Source organism: Maribacter aestuarii, assembly GCF_027474845.2.
Classification (GTDB): domain Bacteria; phylum Bacteroidota; class Bacteroidia; order Flavobacteriales; family Flavobacteriaceae; genus Maribacter; species Maribacter aestuarii.
This window is the reverse complement of sequence record NZ_CP107031.2, coordinates 2,300,903-2,321,960: the sequence shown is the minus strand read 5'-3', so window position 1 is coordinate 2,321,960 and position 21,058 is coordinate 2,300,903. Positions and strand designations below refer to the sequence as shown.

Sequence of the window (21,058 nt, the reverse complement as noted above, 5' to 3'; positions counted from 1 at the left end):
TTATAATCTAAAAGTTTGCTGGTCAGTAACTTGGGTTACCGAGTAAATCATATGTACTATCGTTCAAAACCGTAATTCTTAATCCAAAACTTCTTACAAGGAATTTTAATAATAGAAACGTCGGTAATAAACTATTGCGATTTCTTTTTGGCAATAAACCAATAGCTAATACCTGCAGAGAAATAGAACTTACTTTCCAAATCTTCCTTTATAACAGTATCCTCTGTGGTAATCGTTGCGCTGCTCTGGGGTATTGCCAGTACAGGTGTAAAGGAAAAAACAAACTGTTTGTGATAGTATTGCAGGGGAAGACTGATCTCTACATTTAGAATATTGAACTCTGAAGCCTCCTGAATCTCCACCGTGTTAGCGGCATTTGAAGCAGAACCTCCAGTACCTTGGCCTTGACCCTGCCCTTTTCTATTGCCCAAACGGCTAGTGCTATAATATTCCTGATAGAAATATTGAGATCCCGCATATACCGATATCGAAGGGTCAATTAAAAAACTCTTGTCATTACTATAAAAAACACGGTCCAGCATAAGGCCTACGAAAATATCGGTGGAACTACCATCATTGAAGTAGGTACTGCCCATTGCGGATACCTCCAATACGTTAAGGTCATAGCTTAAAAAAGCTGAAATATCCCCTAAAACAGAGGATTTGGCGTTATAGCTATCTTCATTGAAAAAATAGGCAGTACCGGAAATGCCCCCGTTGAGTTTTTCGCCGTTGAATGTGTACCCCAAACTGGTCAGGAACAGATCAATCCGATTCTCTTCCGTGCCGACCAAGTAGGATAACGAAGCATCTACAAAAAAGCCCGATTTATCATAATAACCTATTGAAGGAAAAATATAAGGGGCCGCAATGGAATCTCGCCTACCCATAAAGACGGCGTCATTGATATAACTGATATCCGTTAAGATGTAGGATTCTGTATTGTCCGAGATTTCTTCAGCGGATTTCTTGTTGTTCTGAGCCATCAAAAATAGGGGCATACAAAACAACACAAATGAATAGATGTGCCAGGTTTTCATGATTGTGGAATTTAGGTGAGAAAGATATGGGCTTTGCCATGATCATATGACAAAGCCCTCAAATACAATTTATCCAGTTACCTTTTTACCTTTCTTTTTCGTAGAAGGTTTTTTGATTCCTTTTTTTAACATCTTTTTATTGGTCATCTTATTCTTCTGAACCATCATTTTACGATGTTGGTACATGTTCTTGAACATGGCCCCATCCATATTGATACATTCGCCGTCCCGAAGTCTCAATTGTTTCCGTTGTGCATTCTGATAGCTGCCATCGGGATTTACAATCATACCATCACCAAGGTTTACTTCATTTTCGATTCGGTTTTGCTCTCTGTTCCTAATTTGATAAGCTTCTCCATCAATCATCATTACTTGATACCTATTTTGGTTGCGCTCCTGTATTTGTGCTTGGCTCAATCCGTGGTTTTCTTGTTTTACTTTATACCTGTATTGATACTCATTGCGGTATTTAATTCCATCATTATCCAGACATTCACCATCTTGAAGGCGTAGTCTATCCCTATCTCTTGTTAAGTATGAACCATCTGGGTTTACAACGGTACCATCATTTAGAGTAATCGGATCTTGTAATCGTATTTGATCGCGGTCCCGAATTTGAAGCACATCTCCGTCTACCAGCATTAATCGGTCTTGATCTCGGTCTTGTGCTTTATCTTGATCTTGGGCCACTAAGGTGACAGTACCTATCACCGCTAACGATACTACTAATATTAGCTTTCTCATTACTATAGTTTTACATTAATACTTGGGCAAATTTATGGCGGGTCTTATGGCAGCGAAATGACCTAGGTCATTCAAGATCAATAATATAGGGGTTCTGTTTAACTTTTGTTATAAAAAAAGAGCCTTCCATTTTACTGGAAAGCCCTTTCTTCATCAATCAAAAACAAACATCATAAACAACTTGAAAAACATTATCCTATCATATTATTTTGCTGCATTTATTCCTCCTTTTAAATCAAAAACTCGAACAAAACCCAATTCCGCAATTTTTCTAGCTGCCTTTTGGCTTCTATTGCCAGTTCTGCAATACACATAAACCGGCCTTTCTTTATCTATTTTTCGAATAGCTCTATTAAACTGTGAAGGTTGAAACCAATCAATATTGATGGCTCCGTTAATGTGCTCTTTATCATACTCATAATAAGTTCGCACATCTATTAGTTGTTCTCCTTTGTCGATAGCCGCTTTCAAAAACTCTGTTGATGGTAATATTTCAACATTGTTCGGGCTGGGTTCATTTTTACCAAAGAGGAAATGAAAAAAAGCCATACTGATTTGGGTTTTTCCTTTAAGAAGGGAGCGGCTTATTACTAAACATTACTCCCGAATTTTGATATAAAACCGGATTTGGACTTTTCGAGGATACATAACAAGTTAAACTTGTCAAAAGCCATCATTCATCCCTTGCATCTGCCGATAAAACTATCTTAATACAAAAATACCCTGTAATGGAAAGGAGTCTCAGTAAGTTTTGTTACATAAGACCGTATTTTATGCTAAAAAGATGCCAAACTTTAGGTTTGGCATCTGAAAATTTCCAAATTTTATAAAACTTAGTAAAGTGAATATTACTGGAGTTCACATCATTGAACATTTTCTATTTTGGTTCCTTCGCTCATGTTTTAAAACTTTTCTCCGCGTGTTTTTCGACATAGTAGTCAATAGAATCTCGGACATAAAGGATAATTTTCTTTTGGTATTGGGAGAACCTGATTTTACCTCCGTCTCTTAATTTCTGTAAGGTAGTAGTATATTTTATCTTAAAATGGGACATGGCCTCATCGCAATCGATATATTTTGAGAGTACATTTTTACGTTTCGATTCAACATGTTCCAGCACCTTATCAAATAAGGCGTAGAATGCTTTCTCTTGCAAACAGACAACTTCCATTCATTACATTATAACTAGTTTGAAGATAAATAATGCGTTTAAGTTGAGAAGGGCTATTTAATTTCGAATATCACAATTATTAATTCGTTGACAAGTATTAAGAGAATTCGCTTCCCTTTTGTCGTCCTGAATAGCTTTTCTACTGATTAGAGTAAAACCGTCATTTGTTTTAACATTGTTTGACCAAAACAAAAAAAGCCGACTCCAAAAAGTCGGCTTTTCCCTTTGTACAGGCGGAGAGACTCGAACTCTCACACCTTGCGGCACTAGATCCTAAGTCTAGCGTGTCTACCAATTCCACCACGCCTGCATATCCGTTCTAAAACGGGATGCAAATATAAAGCAAAAAATCAATTCTCTAAATTTTCAATCTTTAATTTCCTTCTTTTTGTACTTTTATGTCCTACTTACAATTAGAGCCTACATGAAAGAAGTTAGAGATTACATTTCTGAAAATAAACAACGATTTCTCGACGAACTTATAGAACTACTTAAGATTCCTTCCATAAGCGCCGATCTTTCTTTTTCAAAGGATGTGCTAAAAGCAGCCGAAAATGTACAAATGAGATTGAAAGAAGCAGGATGTGACATTGTCGAAATCCATGAAACTGCCGGCTATCCCATCGTATACGGAGAGAAAATAATAGGTCCAAAATTACCAACGATTTTGGTTTATGGACATTATGACGTACAACCACCGGACCCCATGGATCTTTGGAATTCACCACCGTTCGAACCCGTTATACAGAAGACTAAATTACACCCTGAGGGAGCTATATTTGCCCGTGGAGCATGTGATGACAAAGGCCAAATGTATATGCATGTGAAGGCTCTGGAGGCAATGATACGGACAAGTCAGCTTCCCTGTAATGTAAAATTCATGATTGAAGGCGAAGAAGAAGTTGGAAGTGACAACCTTGCCATTTACGTAGCAGAAAACAAAAAGAAGTTGGAGAACGATATTATATTGATTTCCGATACGGGAATGATTGCCAATGATATCCCATCTATCACCACAGGACTTCGAGGTTTGAGTTATGTACAAGTGGAAGTAACGGGACCTAATCGGGATTTGCACTCCGGACTCTATGGTGGGGCGGTTGCAAATCCCATCAACATACTTGCAAAAATGATTGCGAGTCTACATGACGAGAACAATCACATTACCATTCCAGGATTTTATGACAAAGTAGAAGAGCTGTCCAAAGAGGAGCGAGCGGAAATGGCCAAGGCTCCGTTCGATTTGGAAGCATACAAAAAAGCTTTGGACATTGAGTCGGTTTATGGTGAAAAAGGATACACGACAAACGAGCGCAATTCCATCCGTCCAACTTTGGATGTCAATGGAATCTGGGGAGGTTACACTGGCGAAGGTGCCAAAACGGTTATAGCGAGCAAGGCCTATGCTAAGATATCCATGCGTTTAGTTCCACACCAAGATTGGAAAGAAATCACGGAATTATTCAAAAATCATTTTGAAAGCATCGCTCCGAAAGGAGTAAAAGTAAAAGTCACACCCCATCACGGAGGACAAGGTTATGTAACTCCCATAGATACCATTGGCTATCAGGCGGCATCCAAGGCCTATGAAAAAACTTTTGGCAAGAAGCCAGTTCCACAGCGAAGTGGAGGCAGCATCCCCATTGTATCTCTTTTTGAAAAAGAACTGGGCAGTAAGACCATTCTAATGGGATTTGGCTTGGATAGCGATGCTATTCACTCCCCCAATGAACATTTTGGGGTATGGAACTATTTGAAGGGTATTGAAACGATACCGTATTTCTATCAGTATTTTACGGAGATGAACAGTTAAAAGCGAAAGGGTTATGACCATAGGTAATCCATCAAATTAATTCCCTTTAGCTTGAAGATTAAATCTTCTTAATATACTTCGTAATAAGTACTATCTGTTGACCATCGACCTTGCCTTCAACATATGCTGCATTTTCCCTATCCAGTGATATTCTTCTCACGGCGGTTCCTTGTTTTGCTACCATACTGGAACCTTTTACCTTTAAATCCTTTATTAAAACTACGTTATCACCATTCTCCAAGATAACGCCATTGGTATCTCTATGAATTATCCTTTCACTTTCGGAAAGCCCTTCGCCGGTTGCCTTTGCCCACGCCAAGGTTGTGTCGTCCAAGTCCATCATCTCCAATAAATCCTTAGGCCAACCTTCTAATTTTAAGCGCGAAAGCATTCTCCAGGATATTACCTTAACAACATCATGCTCACTCCACATACTATCGTTTAAGCAGCGCCAGTGATTGGACTCCATAAGCTCCTGATTCTCAATTTGATTTTTGCATGTCGCACAGACTAATATACTACCATCGACACCACCAGTTGTTACTGGTGGCACTTCATATATCTCCAAAGGTCCTGACGATGCACATAATTCACATTTATTATTACTTCTACTCCCCAGTTCCTCCAATAGTTGCATATAGTACTTCTTAAAAACACAAACTTAAGACAAAGCATAGGAACACTGATTTCAACTTGAATTTAAAATATTTTACTCTACACTTGTAGAATTAATATTTTTATTCTATGTTTGTAGAGTACATTCTAAATATCCCACGCATGCAGCTATCAAAATCTGAAGAAGAATTAATGAATATTATCTGGAAGCAAAAAAAGGCTTTCATGAAAGATTTGCTCGATGCTTATCCGGACCCTAAGCCCGCTACCACCACCGTGGCCACTCTTCTGAAACGAATGACGGACAAAGGTTTTGTTGCGTATAAAAGTTTGGGCAGGTCCAGGGAATATTTTCCTTTAGTTAAAAAGAAGGACTATTTCTCCAAGCACGTGAACGGACTTATAAAGAACTTTTTCAATAATAGTCCCGGGCAGTTCGCCTCTTTTTTTACCCAAGAGACTAACCTTAGTAAGTTGGAGTTGGAGGAGCTCAAAAAATTAATAGACAAAGAAATCGAAAAGAAATAAAGATGCTAGATTATCTAATCAAATCGGGGGCTTGCATGGCCATTCTACTCCTCTTTTATAAATTACTATTGGAGCGGGAAAACATGCATGTTTTTAAGCGCTTTTTTCTCCTAAGTGCCATAGTAGCCTCTTTTATTATACCAAGCCTTGTATTTATAGAATATGTTGAGCCAACGATTTCTCCGGAAATGACTACCACTACCATTACTTACTCCCAATTATCCGAGCCTCCAACGGACATGGATGTAATTAATTGGCCGAGACTTTTATGGACCGTTTATTTCATTGGATTATTTGGTTTTGGGTTTCGATTTGCAAAGCACCTTTATCAAATCTTAAGACGTATAAAAATCAATCCTAAATTGAAAGAAAATTTTAGCATCAAGGTTTTGCTCAAAGAGAAGTTACCCCCACATACCTTTTTCAGCTTTATATTTCTAAATAAAAACAAGTTCGAATCCAACGCCATACCCAAAGCTGTTTTAATACATGAGGAAACTCATGCGAGGCAGCGCCATAGTCTGGATGTCCTTTTTATAGAGTTGCTACAAGTGCTATTGTGGTTCAACCCATTTGTTTATCTGTTCAAAAAAAGTATAAAACTAAATCATGAATTTTTAGCGGACAGTGCGGTCCTAAAAAGGGAAAACGGTACGGCCAATTATCAAAACACGCTGCTTTCTTACTTATCAAAGGAAAGTCTAGAAAAATATCAGTCGACGGGCATTGCGAATGCCATTAATTATTCATCAATCAAAAAACGTTTTACAGTCATGAAAAAAAGAACATCGAAAACATCAGTTACACTAAGGAGTTTTTTAATCCTACCACTAGTGGCCTTACTATTATTAGGCTTTAGTGAAAGAAAATTTATCGAAATACAGAGGAACACGCCCGTCATCAATAAAATAGGCATCCTAATAGAAAATATTGAAATCAGGATTAATAAAGAAGGAGAGTTGTTTTTTCAGGAAGGGGAGATGATTGCTGTGGAAGAATTGGGAGACCGTCTTCTAAAACTAAATCAAAGCCTCTCCAAAACGCAAAGAGAACAACAAATTAAAGCTGTCATTAAAGTAGAGGCGGACACCCCTAAGGAGATTATTAAGGATGTGGACCGTATTTTAATGGAATATGGCGTTGCACAAATAAACATCGTTGGGCCAGAACCCATGTACACTGGAAATCTTGTCGAAACTGTTACGGAACAATCACAAATTAAAAAATACAACGGTCTAGCCAAAAAATATAATGCCGTTCCCATCGCAAAAAGAATAATTCCACGAAATGATTTAAAGACTTTGGAATCCATTTATAAGCTGATGACCTCAAAACAGAAAAAAGAAGCGCAACCCTTCCCAGAATGTTGGTCCAAAAACATACAAAATGGTGCCTCCAGAAACCAGATGGCCGAATACAATGCTTTAGCAAAAAAATATAATGAGATGGATAGCAACCATATGAAAATCCTTAGTAAAGATGTGGAGCGCTTGGAATATATCTATAGTTTAATGTCCGACAAACAAAAAGCCGATGCTGAACCCTTTCCAGATTTTCCAGAACCCCCACCGGCACCAAAAGCGCCAAAAGTTCCCAATGAAAGAGAGCAAGCTGCGGTCCAAATAAAAGAAATAATTGAAACACAGGACCCGTATGACGTTATTGGATCAGTCAAAACCTTAGAACCCACTTCACCACCTAAACCACCGAAAGTTTACATTGGCAAAATTGAGAAAGATCCCCCTCCACGGCCTTCTGTATTAAAAAGAGAGGTTAAATCAATGCCGACACCACCTCCTCCAACTCCACCATCTCCATTGGACCATATTATCGACATGGCCAAAAAGGGTGCGATTTTCATGTATAAGGGGAAGGAGATTTCATCCGATAAGGCGATAGCTCTCATAAAAGAATATCGTGATCTAAGCATAAGCACTAAACAATCAAACAATGGAACCCCAATTGTAAAAATTTCGAAGTATTTATAAAGTCGATTTAGCCCGCGAGTTAAAAAAAGCCTTCAAATTGAAGGCTTTTTGTGTAACAATTCCAAGCAAACCACGTTCTAACAGGTAAGGCGATCATCAACACTGAAGAAATTTCAGCATCAATCAAAAAACAAAAAGTATGTTACAAGATTTTTTTATTCTCTGCTCCGGGGCAGATTCCGAAATTTTAAAAACCTGTTCCAAAGGAGAACAAAATAAATATGCCGGTATTGGGGCGACCGTATTTTTCACAGCGGTCATGGCATTTATAGCCAGCAGTTATGCACTTTACACTGTTTTTGACAGCATTTATGCCGCGGTTTTCTTTGGGTTTATTTGGGGCTTATTGATTTTTAATCTAGACCGCTTCATTGTTTCAACCATTAAAAAAAGGGATAAATTTGGCCAGGAATTATTACAGGCCACCCCGCGTATAATTTTGGCCATAATTATCGCCGTGGTCATCTCCAAACCTTTGGAGATGAAAATTTTCGAAAAAGAAATCAACCAGGTTTTATTGGAACAAAAAAATGAACTGACCTTGGCCAATAAGGAACAGTTGGCCCTACAATACACTCCAACTGTTGAGCAACTGAATCAAGATATTGCTTCCTTGAAAGCGGAAATCACTAACAAAGAGGCAGAAACCAATGCCTTATACGATATCTACATCTCCGAGGCGGAAGGGACCGCAGGGACCAAACTTTTAGGAAAAGGCCCGGTTTATGCGGAAAAACGTGAAAAACACGATGCAGCCTTGGCCGAATTAAATGCTCTTAAAGCCATAAATACTGATAAAATAACCGGAATTGAATCCCAGATTTCCGCACTAAATACGGAATACGCAGAGGTTGTTACTAATACACAACCCATTATTGACGGATTCGATGGATTAATGGCTCGTATTACGGCTTTGGGAGAGTTACCATGGTTTCCATCATTTTTTATTTTTCTATTGTTCCTTGCCATAGAAACCTCTCCGATTATTGCCAAACTACTAGCACCCAAAGGTGAATACGATATAAAAATCGAGGAAGAAGAAAGCATATTATCATCTTGGGTAGCCCAAAAAGTAGCACAACGTAAACTCATCGTTACCACCGATGGGGAAATCAACCAAAAGATTTACGAAGATTTGAAAGGAGAGGAAGAGCTTTACGGCTACAAAAAAAGAAAAGCAGAGGAACTGCTGCGTCTACAGGCCGACAGTTTTCACCAAATTCAAGTAAAAGGTCTCAAATAAAGGCTGAAGTCCATATTTATAATTTTTAGTTTGTTTCAAAAGTACTAGCGAAACAGACAAGATTATTGCTGAAAAAGTTAAACGTTTTTGTAACGTAACCTATCTTTACGGCATGGCTTCTTTAAAACAGGCTAAAAGAAAAAAGAGAAGGTTCTACAACCTCGTTATGGTGATTGTCATTATCATTATACTTGCCACTGCATTCATGGTAAATTCGTAGGTAAATTGGTTCTATATCCCATAACTCAATTACCAAACGAATATCATGATTATCCCACAACATGAGAACCATCAATAAAAAGAAAACACTTAAGATAATTGGAAGGTTTTTCCTGTTCTTATTGCTGCTTTTTGTTGCTATAATCCTCTTTATTAGAAGCCCGTGGGGTCAGGAAATTATTGTTTCAAAGATAACCGATAATATCTCCAAGGAAACCAATACCGAAGTAGCTATAGACAAACTTTTTGTGACCTTCACTGGGGATATTCAGGTAGAGGGTCTGTATTTGGAAGACCAGGCTGGGGACACGCTGCTATACACCAAAAATTTACAACTGGACCTACCCATTTATCCATTACTGTTCAAAAACGAATTAAGTATAGATGATGTAGTTTCCAATGGTCTTATAGCCAACATCAAAAGGGGCTCAAACCCAGAAGTATTCAATTTCTCATTTTTACTGGATGTGTTTTCTACATCATCGGATTCGACAAATACAACTGAACCCATGTCCATATCGTTGGGAGATTTCAGTCTTGAAGATTGGAAGGTTAATTACCACGATGCCTATCTGGGGATAGACCTATCTACTGAAATTGGGAATCTGAACACCTCCATAGCCGCATTCGACTTGGAAGAAATGAAATACCATATTTCCGATTTTAGATTGGCAGAAACCCATTTAAGTTACGTTCAAACCCATGCTTTTCCTGTCACTAATGATACCACAAGTGTTCCTTTACCAAAAATTGAGGTCAAAAATTTTGAGCTCTCCAACATAGACGTCACCTATCAATCCGAAAGTGATGGAATAAACACAAATTTTAAATTGGGCAAGGTAGGACTGACTGATGTCTTAGCCGACATCCCAAATAATACCTACAAAACGGATGATTTTATTTTAAAGGACTCAGATATAGCATTGCACGTCAAGGGTATTGAAACAAGAACAGCAGAGTTAGCGGTCAATTCCAATAGCCCTGATGAGTTCCGTTGGCCTGACTTTGTTCTGGGAGCTACCAATATCAACTTGGAAAACAACAATGTTGTGTTTACTCAAAATGATACTCCGCTAAATCCGTCTCAGTTTGATGTTAATGCTTTCAAAATACAGAAGCTAGCACTCAATGCTTCCGGTTTTGAGTATCGCCCTAAAAAATTCAATCTTAAGGTTGCTCAATTATCCTTTTATGAACCAAGCGGTATTCGATTAAATGAATTAGCTTTTGAAGCGGGTTTAACGGTTACCTCAGCCTACTTATCCGACCTTTCCCTTAATTTGAACCAAAGTAGGGTTGATGCAAATCTGCAAGTTGATTTTAAATCCCTTGATCAGGCCATAAAAAATCCCCAGCAAGGTGAACTATCGGCCGAGTTAAAGAACCTTTCTTTGGAAATCAAAGATGTGCAACAACTCCTGCCAGAATTAGCGTCAAATGTCTATCTGGACTCATTAGCTACAAAAACGATTACAGGTAATGCATATGCCAAAGGAAACTTGAAAAAAGTAGATAATTTTAATGCTAATCTGTCTTGGGGACAGTCTACCCAACTATCGGCTTCTGGCAATCTATTAAACCTGACGCAAACAGATTCCATACGTTATGATATGAACGATGTCAACCTTACTAGTTCCCAAACCGATATCAAAAAGTTTGTATCAGAGAAGGACCTGGGCATTTCTATTCCCAAAACTTTGACAGTAAAGGGTTCTATTGCAGGAAGCATCGACAATATCAGCACAAATGCCTTGCTAAAAGTCCCTGAAGGACAAGCCAATGTGGACGGTTCCGTAACATTTGGGGAAAGTATAGGATTTAAGGGTTCTGTGAATATGGATAGCGTTCAACTCGGAAAATTATTGAAGAACGAGCAATTAGGCCTCATTTCCCTACAAGTGGAGGGCAATGGCTATGGGGCGAGTGTGGAAGATTTGGACGCTACTATAAATGGTACGATTTCACAATTTGAGTTTAGGGGCTACGATTATACCGATATTCAAATAGATGGAGAATTAGTAAACGGTTCGGGAACTATATCGGCAAATATCAAAGACCCTAACCTGAACATGAATGTCGATACCAAGCTCAATCTTGGTTCAGCAAATATGAACATAAGTCTAATCTCTAACATTATTGGGGCAGATCTCAAAAATTTAGGTTTTTCCGATAATGACATTAAGATAGCTGCAACAATCGATGGGACCTACAAGGGAACTCCATCCGATTTTACGGTAAATACCACGATTAAGGATGGTATAGCCGTGGCTTACAACGAACAATACCAAGTGGAACAAATATCCATTCGAGCACATATTGAAGACTCTATAACCGATGTTGTTATAAATAGCGGTTTTGTGAACGGTGAGCTGTATTCGAACGCATCCCCGAATAGAATCACTAATGCCCTTAAAGGACAACTTGAAAATTATTTTAGTGCCGATAGTATGGCGACAGCGGATGATACCATAAACGCTAAATTGCAGCTTTCGCTCAGACCCACCCCTATAATTACCAAAGTATTTTTTGATGGCTTTACGGACTTGGATTCGCTCAACGTTGATGCTTCCTTTGATTCCAAGGAAAAAACCCTCTACGCAGAAGTCAAAGTACCTAAAATATCCTATGCCGGAAGTTCCATAGATAGTTTAAACGTACTTCTTAACGGTGATGCGACCGATTTAAATTTCTCGGCAGGTTTAGGTAACCTTACCTATGAACCGATACACCTCAAAAAGACATATTTGGAGGGAAAACTTAGAAATAAAGAATTGCTATTGGACTTTAATGCCGAAAACGACTCGGTACAAGTGGCCCACCTTACCTCGCAACTTGTTTTTAAAAAGGACACCCTAAGATTGCACATAGACCCGGAAGAACTCGTTTTAAACAAGAAACAATGGCAACTTCCAAACGATAATTCCATTGTTATAGCGGAGTCCTATCTTGGCTTAGAAAACCTCATCCTTAGCAGGAACAGCCAAAGTCTACGTATATCTTCAGAACTTCCAAAAATAGAACAGGAACATATTGGGATAGTCTTCGAAAATTTCGAATTGCAAACATTTCTAAGCTTATTCAATCCGGATGAGGCTTTGGCCAAAGGAAGGGTCGAAGGAAATTTTATTTTGCTCAATCCCTATGGTGCATCAGGTTTAATATCGGATATAGAGATAGGGAATTTTCAGGTCATGGAGAATCCCCTAGGCACGCTAATATTGGACGCTTCCTCCAAGTCTTTCTCCGATTATGATTTTGACCTAGCCATTAAAGACGGGGATGCCAAATTAAAGCTTACCGGGGACTATGTTGCCAAAGAGAGTGGTGCGGAACTAAATCTAGAACTGGATATAGAGGAACTAAAAATGAGCGTCATACAGGGATTTTTTAAAGAAGATATTTCCAACGCCAAAGGTTATCTTTCCGGAAGCATGTTGGTTAATGGCACTTTGAAGGACCCCACCTATTCCGGTAGGATAAATTTTAATGATATTGGGCTTACACTGACTTCATTCAACACAACATTGAATATTGATAATGAAACTGTGGACCTGGACCAAGAGAAAATATCCCTCTCAAATTTCAACATAGCGGATGAGACCAAAGGTTCTTTGGTCGTGAACGGGACCATATTCACCCCTAATCTTTTAAATCCAGGCTTTGACCTCAATGTAAAAGCAGACCGCTTTAGAGTCTTGGATTCTAAAAAAGGTGATAATGAGCTTGTTTACGGAATTGCGAGTATAAACGCAGATGTAAACGTTACAGGAAATTTAAAATCCCCAGTGGTTAACGGAAATTTAAGGGTAAGGGATATTACAGATTTAACATACATCGTACCCCAGGACCAGTTAGAGATTCAAGAAAGGGATGGTATCGTAATCTTTGTAAACAAGGAGAACCCCGACGCCATACTTACACGAAACGAAAACAAGAAAAGACCCTCTATTTTTTACGGAATGGACATCAATACCACTCTGGAAATCTCGAATGACGCACAGTTTACCGTAGTACTGGATGAAAAAACCCAAGATAAGTTACAGGCCTCCGGTGATGCAGAACTGAAGCTTAATATCGACCCAAATCAGGATATAAGATTATCGGGTAGATTGGTATTAAATTCCGGCTTTTATCGTACTAGCCTCTATAACCTGGTAAGCCGAGAATTTCAAATAAGAAAAGGAAGTAGTGTCGTCTGGAACGGCGACCCCTACGATGCAAAACTGGACGTTACGGCCATCTACGAAATTGAAACCTCTGCCGCCCCATTGATGTCCGCCATAAGTTCTGAGGGTAATGTGACCGGAAGTTACCAGCAGGCGGCAGAGTTTATGGTCTATTTAAACGTAGAGGGACAGTTAACTGAACCTGAATTATCGTTTGCCCTAGATATGCCAGAAAGCGAACAGGGTAATTTTGGAGGTGCCGTATACGGGCGTATATTGCAATTGAATCAACAAGAGTCCGAACTCAACAAACAGGTCTTCTCCCTATTGGCCTTAAACCGATTTTATCCAACCACAGGGAGTGACGGTAGTAGTGGTGGTGCCATGTCATTGGCAAGAAACAATGTAAACAAAGTACTCTCCAGCGAATTGAATGCCATTTCCGATAAACTACTAGGCAACAGCGGTTTTGAACTGGGGTTTGATTTGGACAGTTTTGAGGATTACGAAAGCGGTACGGCGCAAAGCCGCACACAATTGAACATCAATGCCAGTAAGAAGTTATTCAATGAACGGCTCATCGTTACCGCCGGTAGCGCATTGGATGTTGAAGGAAGTGCCTCCAGCGAAGATAGCGCCACCCCAATTATAGGAAATGTTACTTTAGAATACTTGCTGAGTGAAGAAGGTGTTTACAGGTTAAAAGGTTTTAGAAGGCAGGAATATCAGAATATCATTGACGGGCAATTAATTGTTACGGGTATTGCTTTTATTTTCGATAGAGAGTTCAACAAATTCAGTGAGTTGTTCATTCCCGTGCAGAAAGAAAATAAAAAAACTAAAGCTAAAAAATCTAAGAAAAATACAAATTGACATTCACAACCTATTGAAAAGAATAGTATTCACATATAGTACTTTATGCGTTCTTGCAGTTTTATTACTGTATTCCTGCGGTATTAAAAAGTTTATTCCAGAAGGCGAGCACCTATATTCGGGCGCAACACTTAATATGCGATTGGATAGTGCCATAAAAGCGGAAGTAAAGGGTTTTAAACAGGTAGAAACTGAACTCTTTAATCTTATTCAACCCAATCCTAATACCACTTTTCTAGGAATGAAACCTGCATTGTACTTCCACTATAAGGCGCAGAAGGAAAAGCCCGGATTTTTCTATCGTTTTTTAAACAAGTCTTTTGGGGAAGAACCGGTCTACTTTTCCGATGTGAACACGGAAAGAATTCAAGAATTGATATTGAACAGACTGGATAATAACGGATTTTTCTATAGCAGGGTAGATTCTGAAGAGCGAGTCCAAGAGAAATTTGCTTCGGTCTCTTATGACGCTACACTTCGAGAGCCTTATTTACTTGAAAATTATCAATTAGAATCAGATTCGCTTCCTATTTACAATGAAATTGAGGAATTGATTAAGAACACTCCATTATCCAAGGGTGATAGGTTTGATTTGGACTTGCTTAATTTGGAACGGGAACGATTGGACAATGGTCTGAAACAAAAGGGATATTATAACCTCAGACCTGATTTTCTAATTTTTGAGGCGGACACCAATCGATATCAAACTAAAAAATTTGATCTCTTCCTAAGATTGAAAAAAAACGTTCCGAAACGTGCTGCCATTCCCTATACCATTGATTCCATTACCGTTTATCCCAACTTCTCCATAGAAAATGATACACTCCCGGTAACTGCGAAAAATTCCACTCAAATAAAAGGTATAGACTTCATACAAGAGGAACTTTACTTTAAGCCCAAACTTTTGGAATCCTATTTATTGTTCAATAAAGGCGACTTGTACAATGCCAGCACTTCTAAGCGAACGAGCAACAGACTATCTGCATTGGGAAGTTATAAGTACGTAAATATACAATACACCGAACTGGATACGACACTTACGGATGGTGATGCCGGTTCCTTGGCAGCAAGTATTTATCTGGCACCACTGACCAAACGCTCCATTAGGGCGGAGCTACAGGCGGTCACTAAAAGTAATGGTTTTACGGGACCAGGTATTGCACTTACGTATAGCAACAGAAATCTGTTCAATGGAGGGGAAACTATTAGCATCTCGGCAAATTTTTCGTATGAGTCGCAATTAAGCAGTGGAGAAAATTCCAGTTTAAGTAGTATTGCAGGAGGTATAAAGACCGATTTAATCATACCGCGGTTGATTCCGTTTTCTCCCAGCGTTTTTCAATACAACGTGCCCAAAACTAAGATTTCTTTAGGGGTAGATTTTCTTCAACGTAGTCAGCTTTTTACTTTGAGCTCAATCAACACCTCATTTGGTTATACTTGGAAGGAAAATAGGTATGTGTACCATCAGTTAGACCCAATTAGTGTTAACTACTCCCGATTATTTAATGTTACGGATGAATTTCAGCAGATTTTGGACGACAACCCTTTTCTTAGTCGAAGTTTTGAGCAGCGTTTCATTGCAGGATTAATCTATGGCTTTACCTATGATGAGGTTTCCGACGTTGAAAAAGAATTTCCTATCTACTTTTCCACAAGTATTGATTTGGCAGGAAACACGCTAAGTCTAATAAGCGGTGGCTCTGGTTCCATATTAGGTTCCGAATATGCCCAATATGCAAAAGCGGATGCAGATTTTAGGTTTTATATGCGCTGGGGAAATGAGCAAACTTTGATTTCAAGGGTTTATGCCGGTTGGGGTGTGCCTTATGGCAATAGCCAAACGTTACCCTTCGTGAAACAGTTCTTTTCTGGTGGACCGTATAGTATTCGTGCCTTCAATATAAGATCATTGGGGCCCGGAAGTTTTGATGTTGAAAATGGCGTTACGAACACAGATTATTTTGACCGCTCCGGTAATCTGAAATTGGAGGCCAATCTAGAGTATAGGTTTCCAATTTTCTCCTACCTAAAAGGAGCTGTCTTTGTAGATGCTGGAAACGTCTGGTTGACGGGGGACTACTCGGACTTGGAAAACGAGCAGGTGAACAGTAACTTCTCTAATACATTATTTACCGATGGAAAGTTTGAATCCGATTGGCTAAAAGAAGTAGCCGCCGGGGTAGGTTTTGGACTTCGGGTAGATGTTCAGAACTTTGTAATTCGGTTTGATTTGGCCTCTCCACTTCGGGTACCCTACTTACCCGAAAATGACCGGTGGAACGTACCTTTCTTTGGTAATGTTGATAACAACTTCACCCTCAATTTTGCTATTGGATATCCTTTTTAGGACATTTCGTTTATTTACATCCGCTTAACTAAAACCACCCAATCTTGGTTCTCAACCATCTCCGCCTTATTTGGGGGATTACCAAGCGATACCTTTTTCCCTCCTGAAATTTGGGTTACTGAACCCTTATGTAGACCGTCTCCCGAAAGGGGATCATACCATTCTACTGAAAAATCACCCGTGGCATCACCCAAGTCCATTACATAAGTTTTACCGTCTGGCAGATAAACAGCATAAATTTCGCCTGCCTTTTCTAAACAGTAAGCCTCGCTAGAGTCAACACGTTCGGGATTTCCAGTCATTTCCCAAAAGGGCAAGTATTCACGAAAAAAGTCTAAGGCATAATCCGTCAATTCCCACAGACGGTCTGTTGTGCGCCAGTCCTCTGTATTTAGGTCGTTGTACTTATTATTGGCGCCATAGTACCATTCTACCCCTGCTGCCCCAGATAATAAGGTACCCCAAAGCACATATCTTCTTAATGAATCGTGGTTGTAGTCCATGGAGTCCGGAACTACACCAGTATGCCACATGCCTATTTCATCCATGGTAATCATCCAAGGATGACCCGCCGCCTTAGACTCGGCCTTCCACTTCCTCACTATTTCTGGTGCTCCTTCCCTTTTGTCCACTTGAAGGGAAAGCCCATCTAAATTTTTAAAGCCAACAATCGAATCCAATACGTTACTCCTAGCCGGTTCGTGGGAATGTGTATGCAGTAATATCGGATGGTTATAAGGGTCTATTTCGGTAAGATAGTCGGTCATGGCCCTTCGTTGTGCATCGTTCTGTGCAATGGGGGTAAATTCTGCATAACCATTTTCTTCCCCTAAATTCCAATTGAGACCCAGGTGATGTCCGAAACGGGCCACCATTTCTTGAAAGTATAATTTTCTCATAGGACCGGTATCGCCCTTATCTAGCATTGTTTCGTTCTCAGTTTCTTGCAATACGACATGCAATAAAATACCTTTTGATTGCATGTGTTGGAAAACGATTTCCCATTGTCCCAGTTTGCTGACATCAAAACGGGTGAAATCTTCTGGATCTGCGTAAGGCCAAACATCTTTTCCATCGCCGTTGATATTCAGAGCAAGAAAATAGGCCACGTTCATTCCTTCACCGGACAGATAATTCATAGCGCCGATTAGACCTTTTCCTTTTCCGTCTTTCCATGTTGGATCACCCTCGTTCCAATCGGACACATGAGGAAGGTATTTATGAAGTTGCTCACTCGTTTTGGATTCCCCGTCCCTATCGGCCGCTTGCATCCTATACGTTCCATCAAAGCCTTCATAAGCCAATAAATTTTCTGGACTATCCGCCCCGCCCTTAATCCAATATTTATTGGTATCCTGAAATTTGAAATAACCCTTAGCGTTAATAAGTCTACCGTGCGCTCTAAAATGAATTCCCTTTTTAGTGGATGGAACTACCCTAAACGTTCCCTCATTATTTGAAATTTCCACGGAATTCGTATTTGCCTGGATTTCCTTGATTGCAATACTGTCTCCGTGATATAACTTTGCGTTATATTTCCAATCGCCCAATTGATCTGGGGTAAAACGTACCTGCCAGACATTACCGCTTTCAGCACTAGATTCCGCCGCATTCCCATCAGCCGCGTAAAATCCCGTTATCGTGTAATTAGATTTTTCGCTGCTGAACTCTACTATTAACTTGTAATTCAGAAATGGATTTTCTTCTGCGTTTTCGGAAGTTTCTACACCTTCAAAATCTAAGGTAATCGTATCCCAAAGTTCAAAATTGGTCAAGGTTATCTCCTTCTTCTCATCCTGGCAGGAAACGAGAAACAAAAGTAGAATTAGCTTTATAACAAATTGATTAGTCTTCATTGGTTTTGGTTTTGGTTGATTTTATATAAAATGAGAGGTATACTATCCAAGAAATTATGGAAGCTTCTATTACTCTTTGAAACAATCCTCTATAAGGTCCCTCAGGGTCACCAAATAAAAGTATAACAAACAAAAGACACAAGCTTCCACAGATTGCGCTGAAAACCGTAAGCTTTTTAGACAACTTCAATTTACTAAAAGCGTATGATGATGCCAAAATACTGAACGGTACGACCGCATAAGTTAAATTGCCAACGGTGTTGTGTATAAATTGAGATATTCTGGGATTTTCCGGGTCTAAATAACAACCTACGTCACAGGGATAAATTCCGGTTAGCAAAGTGCCTATTCCGTAGAAGATAGCAAAAAGAAAAAACCAGACTTTCGTATTAGAACGTTTTGGAAAGCAATTCGCTGCAACTATTCCAAAAAAGAACAGCAATAACCCACTACAGATGAAAAAATATTGCCATATAACGGCATAGGGCATTCCCGTCGCATAGCTTTCACTAATGTATTGTTTTACGGGATTATATCCTTCAATTCCAAGACCAGCCAGTACACTGGCTATGGCAAAAAGAAGAGCACCCACGATACCGAACTAGAAAATAAAATATTTTTTCAGGATAACTTAGAATTAATTCACAATCTCCATCTTTTTTAATAAAAATGAAGCGTTCATGTTCTTACAGATTCCCTCCTTAAATTTATAATCAAAATGGAGTTCGTCATTTATAATTTCAGCATCAAAATAGTGATTTTTTACTTGAGGAAGTTCTTTTGCCACTTCGCATAAGCTTAAATCATGGGTAGCAATAATTCCTGTGGCCTTGGCATCTACCAGGCGTTCAACAAATTTTCGAGAACCTTTTGCCTTGTCAGTGCTATTTGTGCCTTTTAGGATTTCGTCCAAAACAATAAAATATTCATCCTTCTGAATTTCGTCCACAATAAACTTTAGTCTCTTTAATTCCGAAAAGAAATAGGATTCATCATCCGTTAATGAATCCGTTGTTCTCATACTTGTTATGAGCTTAATAGGAACATAGGAGATCGAGGTTGCGCAAACGGGAAGGCCCATATTTGCCATTACTATTTGTAGGGATACGGTACGCAGAAACGTACTCTTTCCAGCCATATTAGCGCCCGTAATAATGAAGAATTCACCATTTTTTATTTCAAAATCGTTCAACACGCTCTTTTTAGGGTCTAGCAAGGGATGTCCGGCACCCTTTGATTTAAGTGTACTTCCATTTTCCAATATACTCGGATAAGTGTAATTAGGATGATTGAAGGCAAAATTCCCTAAACTGTTGTGGGCGTCAAAAAAGGCAATCACCTCAAACCATTGCTCAACAGAACTACCATGGGTTTTTATCCAGTTTTCTATCTTATAACACGTTGCCAAGCCACGTAGAAAGAGTCCATTACCCAGAACCAGAAAGAAAAAATTATTGTTTTGTTCCAAACTGCTCAAGAGTTTGGAAAATTCTTTGAGGAGTGATGAAGTTTTTCGACCGTCACTTACGATATGTTCCTTTTTTTGCTTGAGTAGATCTGACGTAAATGACACTTCTTCAATCAACAATAATAACTTGTTGTACTGTTCGAAGGTGGATTGTATTTTCGAAAGGTCCCCACCCAGTTTGGTTATTTTTTTAGTAAATAATCCGGTAATTAAAAGACCAAATAGCGTCCAGTAAATGAGTAATGATTCCGGGACGATATCCCAGAAATATAAGACGATAACTCCAATTGACAATCCTGAAAAAATTATTAGTAGGTAGCGCATCCAACCAGGTACAAAGGGAGTATAATTCTTTAACCAGTTGGCAATGGTCTTTACATCAGTTTTTGACCGGGAGAGAGAGGCGATGGCCTGAAAGTTCTGTCTCCATTCGGTCATTTTGGACAGCTCTTCAACAGCTTCTTGTTTTCCTTCAATATTGTCAATAGAATTATCCGTAGATATACTTGCGAGTGTGTCGCTACCTTCCTTCAGCACCGTTCTGTTTATATATTGATAGAAAGAGCCTTTTCCGAAAAGATCTATATCCTGACTAAAATAATGACTAGGGTTTTTATAGGATTTGCCATCGGGAAGGTGATGGAAATTGCGGTTTAAAACTTCGATTTCAGTTTTATTGATATTGATAAGGGCACTCAGCTTATCCCTTTTGTACTGGAGTTCAGTGTATTTAGAGATCAATAATAGAAATACGACAATGGTAACCAGAATAATCCCAATTACCAGTTTTGTATTGCCATAGGCAAAATATATTCCTACGAAGGAAATGCAAAAAACGAATAAACGCACCATGCTAAAAGCGAATAGTTGCTTTTTGACCTTTGTTAATTTCGATTGGTTTTCTTCTATTTTAGAAAAGTAGAAGGCTTTTGGTGTATCTGACAACTTTGATGTGTATTTAAGGAACTACAAAGATACCACTCA

General features: G+C 39.0%; 14 protein-coding genes and 1 tRNA gene. 6 read left to right on the top strand and 9 right to left on the bottom strand.

Translation table 11 applies throughout. The features are described 5' to 3' along the window. Nucleotides 1–131: 131 nt before the first annotated feature. From N8A89_RS10465 to N8A89_RS10445, 5 genes are all read right to left on the bottom strand, one after another. The gene (locus N8A89_RS10465) at nucleotides 132–1,040 is read right to left on the bottom strand and encodes a hypothetical protein (RefSeq protein ID WP_281542215.1); all 909 of its coding nucleotides are present in this window, start codon (nucleotides 1,038–1,040) and stop codon (nucleotides 132–134) included. 69 nt (nucleotides 1,041–1,109) lie between these two features. Beyond that, nucleotides 1,110–1,784, bottom strand: a complete 675-nt coding sequence (locus N8A89_RS10460) for a DUF6799 domain-containing protein (protein WP_281542214.1) — start codon at nucleotides 1,782–1,784, stop codon at nucleotides 1,110–1,112. Nucleotides 1,785–1,988: 204 nt separating this feature from the next. Beyond that, on the bottom strand, nucleotides 1,989–2,333 hold the full coding sequence (locus N8A89_RS10455; protein ID WP_281542213.1) for a rhodanese-like domain-containing protein: 345 nt from the start codon (nucleotides 2,331–2,333) through the stop codon (nucleotides 1,989–1,991). Between the two features lie 346 nt (nucleotides 2,334–2,679). Next, the gene (locus N8A89_RS10450) at nucleotides 2,680–2,955 is read right to left on the bottom strand and encodes a hypothetical protein (RefSeq protein ID WP_281542212.1); all 276 of its coding nucleotides are present in this window, start codon (nucleotides 2,953–2,955) and stop codon (nucleotides 2,680–2,682) included. A gap of 228 nt (nucleotides 2,956–3,183) precedes the next feature. Further along, nucleotides 3,184–3,265, bottom strand: a tRNA-Leu gene (locus N8A89_RS10445). Between the two features lie 114 nt (nucleotides 3,266–3,379). On the opposite strand from N8A89_RS10445, the gene N8A89_RS10440 reads away from it, so the two are divergent. Then, complete coding sequence (locus tag N8A89_RS10440) at nucleotides 3,380–4,768, top strand: dipeptidase (protein WP_281542211.1); 1,389 nt, start codon at nucleotides 3,380–3,382, stop codon at nucleotides 4,766–4,768. A 58-nt stretch (nucleotides 4,769–4,826) separates the two neighbouring features. Here N8A89_RS10440 and N8A89_RS10435 read toward each other — a convergent pair whose 3' ends face one another. Then, nucleotides 4,827–5,405 (bottom strand): PhnA domain-containing protein, encoded by a 579-nt coding sequence (locus tag N8A89_RS10435; RefSeq protein WP_281542210.1) that lies wholly within the window; start codon nucleotides 5,403–5,405, stop codon nucleotides 4,827–4,829. 140 nt (nucleotides 5,406–5,545) lie between these two features. Here N8A89_RS10435 and N8A89_RS10430 point away from each other — a divergent pair, with 140 nt between their 5' ends. From N8A89_RS10430 to tamL, 5 genes are all read left to right on the top strand, one after another. Beyond that, complete coding sequence (locus N8A89_RS10430) at nucleotides 5,546–5,911, top strand: BlaI/MecI/CopY family transcriptional regulator (RefSeq protein WP_281542209.1); 366 nt, start codon at nucleotides 5,546–5,548, stop codon at nucleotides 5,909–5,911. Between the two features lie 35 nt (nucleotides 5,912–5,946). Next, nucleotides 5,947–7,899: a M56 family metallopeptidase gene (locus N8A89_RS10425; protein WP_281542208.1), complete on the top strand. Its 1,953-nt coding sequence runs from the start codon at nucleotides 5,947–5,949 to the stop codon at nucleotides 7,897–7,899. A 139-nt stretch (nucleotides 7,900–8,038) separates the two neighbouring features. Continuing rightward, the gene (locus N8A89_RS10420; protein ID WP_289644284.1) at nucleotides 8,039–9,142 is read left to right on the top strand and encodes a DUF4407 domain-containing protein; all 1,104 of its coding nucleotides are present in this window, start codon (nucleotides 8,039–8,041) and stop codon (nucleotides 9,140–9,142) included. A gap of 281 nt (nucleotides 9,143–9,423) precedes the next feature. Next, complete coding sequence (locus N8A89_RS10415; protein WP_281542207.1) at nucleotides 9,424–14,400, top strand: translocation/assembly module TamB domain-containing protein; 4,977 nt, start codon at nucleotides 9,424–9,426, stop codon at nucleotides 14,398–14,400. A gap of 13 nt (nucleotides 14,401–14,413) precedes the next feature. After that, nucleotides 14,414–16,750, top strand: a complete 2,337-nt coding sequence (gene tamL, locus N8A89_RS10410; RefSeq protein ID WP_289644283.1) for a translocation and assembly module lipoprotein TamL — start codon at nucleotides 14,414–14,416, stop codon at nucleotides 16,748–16,750. A gap of 14 nt (nucleotides 16,751–16,764) precedes the next feature. Here tamL and N8A89_RS10405 read toward each other — a convergent pair whose 3' ends face one another. From N8A89_RS10405 to N8A89_RS10395, 3 genes are read right to left on the bottom strand one after another with little or no spacing between them, the layout of a single operon-like run. Further along, complete coding sequence (locus N8A89_RS10405; protein WP_289644282.1) at nucleotides 16,765–18,606, bottom strand: DUF5060 domain-containing protein; 1,842 nt, start codon at nucleotides 18,604–18,606, stop codon at nucleotides 16,765–16,767. Then, nucleotides 18,596–19,198: a DUF998 domain-containing protein gene (locus N8A89_RS10400; RefSeq protein WP_289644281.1), complete on the bottom strand. Its 603-nt coding sequence runs from the start codon at nucleotides 19,196–19,198 to the stop codon at nucleotides 18,596–18,598. The genes N8A89_RS10405 and N8A89_RS10400 overlap by 11 nt, the downstream gene beginning before the upstream one ends. 45 nt (nucleotides 19,199–19,243) lie before the next feature. After that, nucleotides 19,244–21,019 (bottom strand): MutS-related protein, encoded by a 1,776-nt coding sequence (locus N8A89_RS10395; protein WP_281542204.1) that lies wholly within the window; start codon nucleotides 21,017–21,019, stop codon nucleotides 19,244–19,246. Nucleotides 21,020–21,058 lie beyond the last annotated feature (39 nt).

Excerpts from the sequence above, each read along its gene's own strand:
- N8A89_RS10465 (WP_281542215.1), bottom strand. The coding sequence starts at position 1,040 with ATGAAAACCTGGCACATCTATTCATTTGTGTTGTTTTGTATGCCCCTA.
- N8A89_RS10460 (WP_281542214.1), bottom strand. The coding sequence starts at position 1,784 with ATGAGAAAGCTAATATTAGTAGTATCGTTAGCGGTGATAGGTACTGTC.
- N8A89_RS10455 (WP_281542213.1), bottom strand. The coding sequence starts at position 2,333 with ATGGCTTTTTTTCATTTCCTCTTTGGTAAAAATGAACCCAGCCCGAAC.
- N8A89_RS10450 (WP_281542212.1), bottom strand. The coding sequence starts at position 2,955 with ATGGAAGTTGTCTGTTTGCAAGAGAAAGCATTCTACGCCTTATTTGAT.
- N8A89_RS10440 (WP_281542211.1), top strand. The coding sequence starts at position 3,380 with ATGAAAGAAGTTAGAGATTACATTTCTGAAAATAAACAACGATTTCTC.
- N8A89_RS10435 (WP_281542210.1), bottom strand. The coding sequence starts at position 5,405 with ATGCAACTATTGGAGGAACTGGGGAGTAGAAGTAATAATAAATGTGAA.
- N8A89_RS10430 (WP_281542209.1), top strand. The coding sequence starts at position 5,546 with ATGCAGCTATCAAAATCTGAAGAAGAATTAATGAATATTATCTGGAAG.
- N8A89_RS10425 (WP_281542208.1), top strand. The coding sequence starts at position 5,947 with ATGGCCATTCTACTCCTCTTTTATAAATTACTATTGGAGCGGGAAAAC.
- N8A89_RS10420 (WP_289644284.1), top strand. The coding sequence starts at position 8,039 with ATGTTACAAGATTTTTTTATTCTCTGCTCCGGGGCAGATTCCGAAATT.
- N8A89_RS10415 (WP_281542207.1), top strand. The coding sequence starts at position 9,424 with ATGAGAACCATCAATAAAAAGAAAACACTTAAGATAATTGGAAGGTTT.
- N8A89_RS10405 (WP_289644282.1), bottom strand. The coding sequence starts at position 18,606 with ATGAAGACTAATCAATTTGTTATAAAGCTAATTCTACTTTTGTTTCTC.